General features: G+C 44.2%; 8 protein-coding genes and 2 pseudogenes. 2 read left to right on the top strand and 8 right to left on the bottom strand.

Annotated elements, in window-relative coordinates; all coding sequences use genetic code 11:
* A pseudogene (locus tag EWV84_RS22715) lies at positions 1-159 on the top strand (Uma2 family endonuclease); the annotation flags it as partial.
* 13 nt (positions 160-172) lie between these two features.
* Here EWV84_RS22715 and EWV84_RS01560 read toward each other — a convergent pair.
* Both EWV84_RS01560 and ntcA read right to left on the bottom strand, forming a co-directional pair.
* On the bottom strand, positions 173-1660 hold the full coding sequence (locus tag EWV84_RS01560) for a DUF3084 domain-containing protein (RefSeq protein WP_287075968.1): 1488 nt from the start codon (positions 1658-1660) through the stop codon (positions 173-175).
* A gap of 7 nt (positions 1661-1667) precedes the next feature.
* Positions 1668-2345 (bottom strand): global nitrogen regulator NtcA, encoded by a 678-nt coding sequence (ntcA, locus tag EWV84_RS01555; protein WP_002750097.1) that lies wholly within the window; start codon positions 2343-2345, stop codon positions 1668-1670.
* Positions 2346-2559: 214 nt separating this feature from the next.
* On the opposite strand from ntcA, the gene fabI reads away from it, so the two are divergent.
* Positions 2560-3336, top strand: coding sequence for an enoyl-ACP reductase FabI (fabI, locus tag EWV84_RS01550; RefSeq protein WP_002740281.1), 777 nt, complete (start codon positions 2560-2562; stop codon positions 3334-3336).
* Positions 3337-3444: 108 nt separating this feature from the next.
* On the opposite strand, the gene EWV84_RS01545 is transcribed toward fabI, so the two are convergent.
* From EWV84_RS01545 to EWV84_RS01520, 6 genes and pseudogenes are all read right to left on the bottom strand, one after another.
* Entirely contained in the window at positions 3445-3915 is a 471-nt protein-coding gene (locus EWV84_RS01545) for a PIN domain-containing protein (protein WP_002797557.1), read from the bottom strand.
* A complete protein-coding gene (locus EWV84_RS01540; RefSeq protein WP_286825822.1) occupies positions 3912-4190 on the bottom strand; it encodes a UPF0175 family protein in 279 nt (92 codons plus the stop codon). The genes EWV84_RS01545 and EWV84_RS01540 overlap by 4 nt, the downstream gene beginning before the upstream one ends.
* Before the next feature lie 145 nt (positions 4191-4335).
* On the bottom strand, positions 4336-4644 hold the full coding sequence (locus EWV84_RS01535; RefSeq protein WP_287075967.1) for a hypothetical protein: 309 nt from the start codon (positions 4642-4644) through the stop codon (positions 4336-4338).
* Positions 4645-4651: 7 nt separating this feature from the next.
* Positions 4652-5191 carry a hypothetical protein gene (locus EWV84_RS01530; protein WP_287075966.1) on the bottom strand — a complete coding sequence of 180 codons (540 nt, stop codon included), beginning with the start codon at positions 5189-5191 and terminating at the stop codon, positions 4652-4654.
* Between the two features lie 4 nt (positions 5192-5195).
* The gene (locus EWV84_RS01525; protein WP_287075965.1) at positions 5196-8414 is read right to left on the bottom strand and encodes a CHAT domain-containing protein; all 3219 of its coding nucleotides are present in this window, start codon (positions 8412-8414) and stop codon (positions 5196-5198) included.
* A 63-nt stretch (positions 8415-8477) separates the two neighbouring features.
* Positions 8478-8831 (bottom strand): annotated as a pseudogene (locus EWV84_RS01520) (Rpn family recombination-promoting nuclease/putative transposase); the annotation flags it as partial.

Below are 8831 nucleotides of genomic sequence, written 5' to 3'. Positions count from 1 at the left end.
GGGGAGATACTAATAGAATCCTATAGCAAAACATCAGAAAATCATTGGTTACTGCAAGAATACATCCCAGCTAGGGGAATTATCTCTCTGGATTCCTTAGGAATTAGCTTAAATCTTGCTGATATTTACGAAGGAATTGATTTTAATCTCAACTCCTAACTTTAGCTATCTTTTAAGAAGACGTACTAAAAACAATTTTACCATCTTTTACCGCCACTAAACGCAAAGTTAAAGGTCCAGATGTATTCGTTTTACTAGCAGCAATTGCCTCAAGTGTCTCGATAGAATTACCCGACTTTTTGACTTGACCAATAAAGTTAACTACCGTAGTTAATAACCCATCTTCCACTTGAATTGACCCTAAAACTCCCGCACTTCTAGCGCGAAATTGAGCCGAAGCTAAAAGTAAATCTAAGCGCTTTTGTAGGTCTTCTTCTGTCATATTTTGGGGATCGATGGAAACGGCAGCGATTACCTGTTTCTCCTCAAAAACTCTTTGATTGGGAACCACATCAGCAAAGACACGAATCTCGCTTTCTCCTAAGACATAATTACCTGCTGAAAGGATTCTCACCACATATTCTTTACCGTCCTGTAATTGTTGACTTAACTGTTCTACCTGTGCTTTTGTGATCTTAACTAAACGCTGGTCAAAATTAGGCTGATTCGGTTGGGTGGCACGGATAGCATTCATATTCGCTTCTCGCAATAACTTATCAATAACGGTGACAATAGCTTGGGGATCAACAATACGAAAAGCTCCAAAAGATAACACCTGTCCCCGGAAAATAGCGATTTGTTTTTCCCGCAATTCTTGATAGGTTTGATAGTATTGTTCTAAAACTTCCACTTCCCGCTTAAGAAAAGCCATTTGGGTTTCTAAATCTTTTAATTTTCCCTCACGCTGTTCCAAAGCCAAATTTTTATCCACAATCGAGCGATCGAGTTCTCCAATACGTTGATCCCGGCGATCAATTTCTAGCTGTAGGGTTTTTTGTTGAGTCTCTAACTGTTGAAGTCGCGCTTGTCTAGCTGTTAATAACTTTTGTTGATTAGCCAACTCTTTATCTCTAACTTGAACGGTGGTTTGTAGTTGATTTATCTGACTAGAAAGAATTGATTTTTGTTGGAACAATTGATCCCGTTGACTGGTTAACTGTGCCTTTTGATTAGTTAAAATGACTCGTTCATTATTTAAATTAGCCACTTCCTTCCGAAACTTTTCCAACTGTCCCGAAACTAATCGCAAACGTTGACGAGAAGCTTGATAATTTTTGTTAAGAACCTCTAGACGTTTCTGCACAGCTATCTGTTCACTTTTAGCCGTTTTTAAAGCCTTTTCCACCTGATTTTTCTGTTCGGTGGTTTTTCTCACCTGACTTTCCAAATCCTTAATAGCGGCACGACGTTCATTTAAAAGACGATCCAGTTCAAAAACTCCTTGACGCAGGGATTTACTAGAAGCAAACAAGACAATTAAAGTCGAACCGGCGATCAAAATTCCCGTTACAATCGTCATTAAAGTTGCGGTTTGTTTCGGACGCAGATTAAATAAACGCATCCTTTTCTTACCGATACGACTCCCTATGCGATCGCCAACCGCCGCTATCAGACCACCTAAAACCACGATGGCCAAAACTAAAATATAAGCGCTAGTCATCCAGAATTTAAGTAAATTGTTGACTGAGAGCGACGGGATTATGGACAGTAATTTTCTTCTTGTAAATTGAGACCATTTCTTGATCCCGCAGCTCTCCCAATAAACGGGTGACAGTGACGCGGGTAGAACCGATCGCTTCTGCGATCGCTTGGTGAGACAATTTTAGATCAACCCGGATACCATCGGTGGTGGGAACCCCAAAATCACGACAGAGAATTAATAAAAAACTGACCAAACGTGAACCCATATCCCGGTGAGCCAAGGTTTCGATCATCATTTCCGTTTGCAGAATCCGCGAGGACAAACCCTGCAGCATCAACATTGATAAATCGGGATTATTGCGGAGGGACCTTTCTACCTGCTCGATCGGGGCCGAGAGTAATTCTACCGGAGTAAAAGCCACGGCATGATAAAAACGATCCGATCGCTGACCGGTGAGTAAGGATAGCACACCAAAGACGCTATTTTCCCGCAGTAGAGCCACGGTAATTTCTTCTCCCGCTTCATAGACTCGCGATAACTTAACCGCTCCTTTAAGCAAAAAATAGACTCTTTCGGCCGGATCTCCCGGGAAAAAGATAGTTTTGCCACGCTCGAACAATTCCACCACCGGGGGGAAATTGCCGCTGCCGATTCGACGGAACACATCTGCTAGGGGTTTGTCTTGTATTAATGATAAGTCCATCTCACATCCAAAAAAGGGGAAAATTGTTTTTATTATGCAACGAGTGTCACCTCTATTAAACATAACCGCTGCCTAAACTGGGAAAAGTTTTGGGCGCTTTTTGCCAGACAATGGGGAAGGGGTGATCATTGCTGCCCCCTTATCTGTATCCCTATTATACCGAATCTCGCTGGGGTCGGCTATTGGGGAGATTTTTGTAAGAGAAACGAGAACTATGTTAGATTTAACGGGAAAAAACGCCCTAGTGACAGGAATTGCCAATAATCGCTCGATCGCTTGGGGAATTGCCCAACAACTCCATCAAGCTGGTGCAAATATCGGTGTCACCTATCTCCCCGACGAAAAAGGCCGTTTTGAGAAAAAAGTGCGAGAATTGGCCGATGAACTTAATCCCGCTTTTTATGTCCCCTGCGATGTCCAAAATGACCAACAGGTAGAAGATACTTTCGCTACAGTGGCGGAAAAATGGGGCAAACTGGATATTTTGATTCACTGTCTCGCTTTTGCCGATAAAGAGGGTTTAACGGGCGATTTTACCGCCATTCCCCGGGAAGCTTTCACTAAATCCCTAGATATTAGCACTTTTTCCCTAACCCGTCTAGCGCGATCGGCTAAACCTTTGATGACGGAAGGGGGAAGTATTATCACTCTTACCTATCTCGGTGGTGTCAAGGTAATTCCTAACTATAATTTAATGGGGGTAGCAAAAGCCGGTTTAGAAATGAGTGTTCGCTATTTAGCCGCGGAATTAGGGGGCCAAAAGATCCGAGTTAACGGTATTTCCGCCGGTCCAATTCGCACCTTAGCATCTTCAGCCGTGGGGGGAATTCTTGATATGATCCATCATGTGGAAGAAATCGCGCCTTTACATCGCACGGTGACACAAATTGAGGTGGGAAATACGGCCGCTTTTTTAGCCAGTGATCTTTCCAGTGGTATTACCGGACAGATTATTTATGTAGATTCCGGTTACGAAATTATGGGAATGTAGTTTTATTCAGTTATTAGTTATTAGTGTCACGAGGTTCTGAAGGGGGATTTTTGACTTCTTTGGGGTTAATTGCGATCGGACTGAAGGTTCGTTTAGTTTTTTAACAATTTATTCCCTATTTTCAAGCAATTTCTCAATTATGCGGTGAGAAATGCGAAAATTAGTCTGTTGTAGTCGGGCTATAGTATCTGAAAGCTCGATTAAGCCTCGGCTTGATGCGTCGTCTAAAATTCCGAGAGTGCCAATAATAGGAATTCCCCGCTCGCTGGCAATTCGCCGACCCAAGCGTTCATCGATAATCAGCAAATCGGCGGGTAAGGTTTGAGCGAGGGTGATAGCGGCCTGTTCTCCGGGGTCGAGAATATTTAGGGTTTCATCAATCGTTTGAACAGCCTCAATGATAAGCCAAGAGGGTGGATTGGCGATCCATTGCTGAAGAATGGCCGGTGCATCTGCATCAAGCATTTCACCGCGAACCACATCGGGAATGATAATCTGTCCAAATAAGCGGGGGAATAGGTCGATCTGGTCAATGAGCAGTAAATAGTTGATAGGTGAGGTATCAGAAACGACTATCATAAAAGACTATGATCGTGTTTGTTGCGAAGTTGCTGAAGAGTCTTGCGATCGCTCTCTAGATCGACTTCATCGTAATGTAAATCGGTATCATGGTTTTTTAAAAAAGCATCCACCACCCAACGAGAAGATAGACCTAAAATACGTCCGACCTCGGCGCTGGTGATTTTTTCCGATCGGTAGGCCTGCACCACCAAAGCCTCTAAAATTTCACGGGGAAGATTATTGTAGTTGTAATGTTGAAGCAATTCATCGGGAATATCGATAGTAATTTTCATGATTTAGCTTCCTTTTTTTTGGGGTTTACTGATAATGTTTATAGAACATAGGTTGGATTGAAGCATGAAACCCAACGCCCCCATTCTACACCTTCTCAACAGAATTTAGTATAACTTTTGGATATGGATAAAGCTGGTATTCCTATTAGTTCGCTTCAAATAATTTCCAAATCTCTTTAATAGAAATATAGATACCGAGAACAGCAGCTAACAAAAGAAGGATTTGACTATCCTCGCCAAGGCAATTCTGAAAATTTTCATCGGTTAACACTTTATAGACCACCTTAGACATGGCAAATACAGCCGATAAACTCAACCCAGAAACGAAAAGAATTTCTAGATAAGATTTATTGTTTCCCCGTCTTGGCTGTTTTTTTGTAACCAGTGCCACGCTTGCGGTAATGACCAAAGTTCCGATTAACAAAAGAAAGTTTTCAATGTTAACAATCTTCATCAAAAATTTATGCTGATTTTGTTTTTCTAAAGGTAATATACCATCCGCAGCCCGCCGCTAATATCGCACCAATAAACGCGCCGTAAACTCCCGCAATCGCTCCCCCTAGGGCCGCACCTCCCACCGTCACCACCATCAGGCGATCGGCTTTATCCCAAAATCGAGAAGAAGTAGCACCCCCCTTATCAAGGGGGAATCGGGCTAATTTTTGGGCAGTTTTTACCCAATCTTGGCTAGGAATAACATCATTAATAAATATGGTCTCGAAATCTAAACTATCGGGAAAAATGACGCTTAAACTTTTGGTGCATTCTTGGTTAGCATAGGCTGCGTCTAATTCTTCGATCGCTTTTTTATAAGCTTTTTCTAGGGGAGGATAATCCTTGATAAGTTGCCGCAATTGTGTTGCTGCCTGGGTTTGTTCTTCCCTTAATAATCGTTCAATTTCTTTGAGCGATCGCTGTAGATATTCTGGCAAGGGTTCAGTCTGCTGTGCGAGGGCGATTAGCAGCGCTTCAAGATCGATAATTGTTTTGGGAATTTCCATAAGTTTAGTCCTGTCCAGTCAGGGTATAGGCTGCCCAATGGTAAGGATCGCTATATTCTGTTAGTTGATCTAGCCCTATTGTACTGCCTTCCTTCAAAGTATTCGCCGCCCTCACCTCCAGTCGATCGACCCCTTCCATTAGGGAGGGAAGTAGCCGAAGTTGCTCGATCCAGTCAGCTAGTTGCTGCCAAGTGATATTTTTTAACCAATTTTGTGTATTTTTCAGAGCTAGAGCCGGGGATTCACCCGCTAATAATCTTTGATAGAAGTTAATCATAAACCAGGAGCTAGAAATCTCCTTCACCGGCCAGAGGGTACTGACCACATTAGTCGCACCCGCTGCCCGGAAAGCACTGACGAGGCCGACGTATTCGGTGTTAATGCCATCCTTACCGGTGAGAGCGGTTTCACAGGCAGCCAGACAGACGAGACGGTAACTAGAGAGGTTCAGTCCGTTGATATCCCGGACGGTCAATAAACCATCGCTAAGGGCGATCGCAGAGGCTTGGGGGCGAAAAGAGTCATAAAAGCCGTGACCGGTGAAATGGAAGGTTTTATAGGCATTTTCGAGGGCTTTGCGGACATTTTCTCGTGAGGCCTTTTTCGGGCTAATTCTCGCGCTCGGTTGCAGGATATGGCTAATAATCGCCGATTCCAGTTGGGCGAAATCCATGGGTTTTTGCTCCGTTTTGGGGTCTTCGACACTGAGGAGGGGAGAATAGGAGAAATCGCCGGACTGGGGACGCAAACCGACCTGAGCAGAGGGGAGATAGGTGGCGGTGTATTTTTCGGGGAAGAGGGTATGTAGGGGGAAGCGGTGCAGATCCCGGTGGGGGATGAGAATGAGGGAATTAACGGAAACTGGCAAATGTGCGAGAATTTTATCGATCTGTAAAATCCGCTTTAATTCGGCAAAACGGTCATTAAGTGACAATCTCCAAGGGTGATTTTGTTTATTCTCCGTTTCTTTTTTACTGGCATAGTCGCGGTATTGTTTATCCCATTCGGTTAACCAAGTCCGAAACTGTCGCGCCTGTTGATAACGTTGCTCTCTTTCCAGAATTACGGGATCAGCGTCTGCGGTGATAATAAAGGTGGTGAGATTGTCCTCGCTGAGATACCAGTAAATAATCGCCTTATCCGGACTTGTCAGGCTTTGGATAGTGGCATAATCGGGACTGGTGGGGTTTTCTTGCCAATTATCGAGAATCCAAGTCAAGCAACGATTTTTATAAAATTCTGCCTGTTCAATTGCGTCTAGGGGATGATTTTCCTCGATCAGTAAATCGATTTCTAGGTGACTAAAACTGCTGAATTTTGCCTCAAAAGCGGGTTTATCGCCTTTCTGGGCGCGTAGTCGGGTGAAAAGGTCGCGTCCCTGTTGTTGATAGAATCGCGCTTGAGTGATTTCCTGTAGGGAAAGATGAGCGCGGATCAATCCTTGCAGAATTTCTAAATGATCTTCGGGGAAGTCTTTTTCGGTGAGAATCGGTAAAGCGATTTGATAATGTCGGATTGCTTCGCGCCAATAGGGACTAGCTTTCTCTTTATACTGGGAATGTTCCAGATAAGCTTCCCCTAGATAGCGATAAATTTGCCCCCACGGAGGCGATCCTTGAATGAGGTGGGGAAGTGCCTCCCGGAGGGCGAAAAGATGGGGTTCTCGGTCATTAAGGGCTACTATAGGTTTACGATAAATGAGAGCTTCTAGACTAGGAGTAGAAATGCGATTTTTGCTCAGAGAACAAATGACCCACCCTCGGCCGTTCCAAGCATAATGGTAATCGGGTTTAATTTCTAAAGCTTGATCGTAGGATGCGATCGCTTCTTCATACCTTCCTAAGTTAACTAACGCAACCCCTCGGTTGTACCAAGCTTGATGCAAATCGGGTTTAAATTCTAAAGCTTGATCGTAGGATGCGATCGCTTGTTCATACCTTCCTAAGTTATCTAACGCAATCCCTCGGCCGTTCCAAGCTTCATGGTCATCGGGTTTAAATTCTAAAGCTTGATCGTAGGATGCGATCGCTTGTTCATACCTTCCTAAGTTATCTAACGCAATCCCTCGGCCGTTCCAAGCTTGATGCAAATCGGGTTTAAATTCTAAAGCTTGATCGTAGGATGCGATCGCTTGTTCATACCTTCCTAAGTTAACTAACGCAATCCCTCGGTTGGTCCAAGCTTCATGAAGATCGGGTTTAAATTCTAAAGCTCGATCGTAGGATGCGATCGCTTCTTCATACCTTCCTAAGTTATCTAACGCAACCCCTCGGCCGTACCAAGCTTGATGGTAATCGGGTTTAATCTCTAAAGCTTGATCAAAGGATGCGATCTCTTCTTCATACCTTCCTAAGTTATCTAACGCAATCCCTCGGTTGTACCAAGCTTCATGAAGATCGGGTTTAATTTCTAAAGCTCGATCGTAGGATGCGATCGCTTGTTCATACCTTCCTAAGTTATCTAACGCAACCCCTCGGCCGTTCCAAGCTTCATGGTAATCGGGTTTAATTTCTAAAGCTTGATCAAAGGATGCGATCGCTTCTTCATCCCTTCCTAAATTACCTAACGCACTCCCTCGGTTGTACCAAGCTTCATGGTCATCGGGTTTAAATTCTAAAGCTCGATCGTAGGATGCGATCGCGCCGATAAAATCCCCATTCATGTATTTCTGGTTTCCTTGCTCAAACCAGAATTCGGCATCCTGAACAATCGGGATATTATTAGCAGTGGATAGTCTTTGAGTTGTTGAAGTTTTCCCTTGATTCAAAAGTTGATAGAATTTTTGGACTTCCGTTAAATCCGTCTCCGTTGAACCTAGATTTTCCCCCTCCACACTGGAAACATCCCTCACTGCGTCGCGTAACTGGAGGCTAATCCGTTGGGACACTTCCCCCAGATTTCCCGTCATCACTTTCCCTAAAGCCGCCAAATCCCGCCCTAAAGTTTGATAATCTTCTGGATACTGTAGCCATTCCTCGCTTTTGACCCCTAGCCACCGCGCCAGCTTTTTATCGTTACAATAGCGACTGTATAGCCATCCCCGTAACCCACCGGTAGTGGTTCCCGCCGCCACCTGCTCGAATAAACCCATCAATATCCCTTCATATTCGCCATCGCTGGGTTCTGGAGGGGATTTTTGGACTTTTTCGGGGTTAACTGCCTTCGGACTGCCTATAAAGAGCGATTTTAGCCAATTCCAGAGCTTTTTTAGTAAGGGTAGCATCCAAGAAAGGGGGAAAGGAAGATAAGGAAATTATATCTCTACTGGCGAAATCTGAAAAATATCCTAGCGATCGCTATCTTCCGGCGAACGAGCCACTTCTAAGACCTGTTCGAGAGATAATCCTAGGGAAGCGGCGATTTCTTCGGGATTAACCCCCGCTCGCAATAATAAGGGAACAGAAGCCAATTTTCCGATGATTTCCCCTTCTTGGCGACCTTCTTGGCGACCTTCTTGGCGACCTTCTTGGCGACCTTCTTGGCGACCTTCTTGGCGACCTTCTTGACGACCTTCTTGGCGACCTTCTTGGCGACCTTCCTCTAGGGCCTCCTGAAACACACGCGTCTGTCTTAACTCGCTTAAACTAAACATCGCTTCTATCTCCTTTCGAGTAATCTGCGGCAACTTGTAAATCAAAAT

This window comes from Microcystis sp. M_QC_C_20170808_M3Col, assembly GCF_007095505.1.
In the GTDB taxonomy this organism is placed as follows: domain Bacteria; phylum Cyanobacteriota; class Cyanobacteriia; order Cyanobacteriales; family Microcystaceae; genus Microcystis.
The sequence above is the reverse complement of the archived record's forward strand: the minus strand, read 5'-3'. Positions and strand labels throughout refer to the sequence as shown.

Bases quoted from the DNA above. Each gene is read 5' to 3' on its own strand.
- fabI (WP_002740281.1), top strand. From the start codon at position 2,560: ATGTTAGATTTAACGGGAAAAAACGCCCTAGTGACAGGAATTGCCAAT.
- EWV84_RS01560 (WP_287075968.1), bottom strand. From the start codon at position 1,660: ATGACTAGCGCTTATATTTTAGTTTTGGCCATCGTGGTTTTAGGTGGT.
- EWV84_RS01540 (WP_286825822.1), bottom strand. From the start codon at position 4,190: ATGAAAATTACTATCGATATTCCCGATGAATTGCTTCAACATTACAAC.
- EWV84_RS01530 (WP_287075966.1), bottom strand. From the start codon at position 5,191: ATGGAAATTCCCAAAACAATTATCGATCTTGAAGCGCTGCTAATCGCC.
- EWV84_RS01545 (WP_002797557.1), bottom strand. From the start codon at position 3,915: ATGATAGTCGTTTCTGATACCTCACCTATCAACTATTTACTGCTCATT.
- EWV84_RS01525 (WP_287075965.1), bottom strand. From the start codon at position 8,414: ATGCTACCCTTACTAAAAAAGCTCTGGAATTGGCTAAAATCGCTCTTT.
- EWV84_RS01535 (WP_287075967.1), bottom strand. From the start codon at position 4,644: ATGAAGATTGTTAACATTGAAAACTTTCTTTTGTTAATCGGAACTTTG.
- ntcA (WP_002750097.1), bottom strand. From the start codon at position 2,345: ATGGACTTATCATTAATACAAGACAAACCCCTAGCAGATGTGTTCCGT.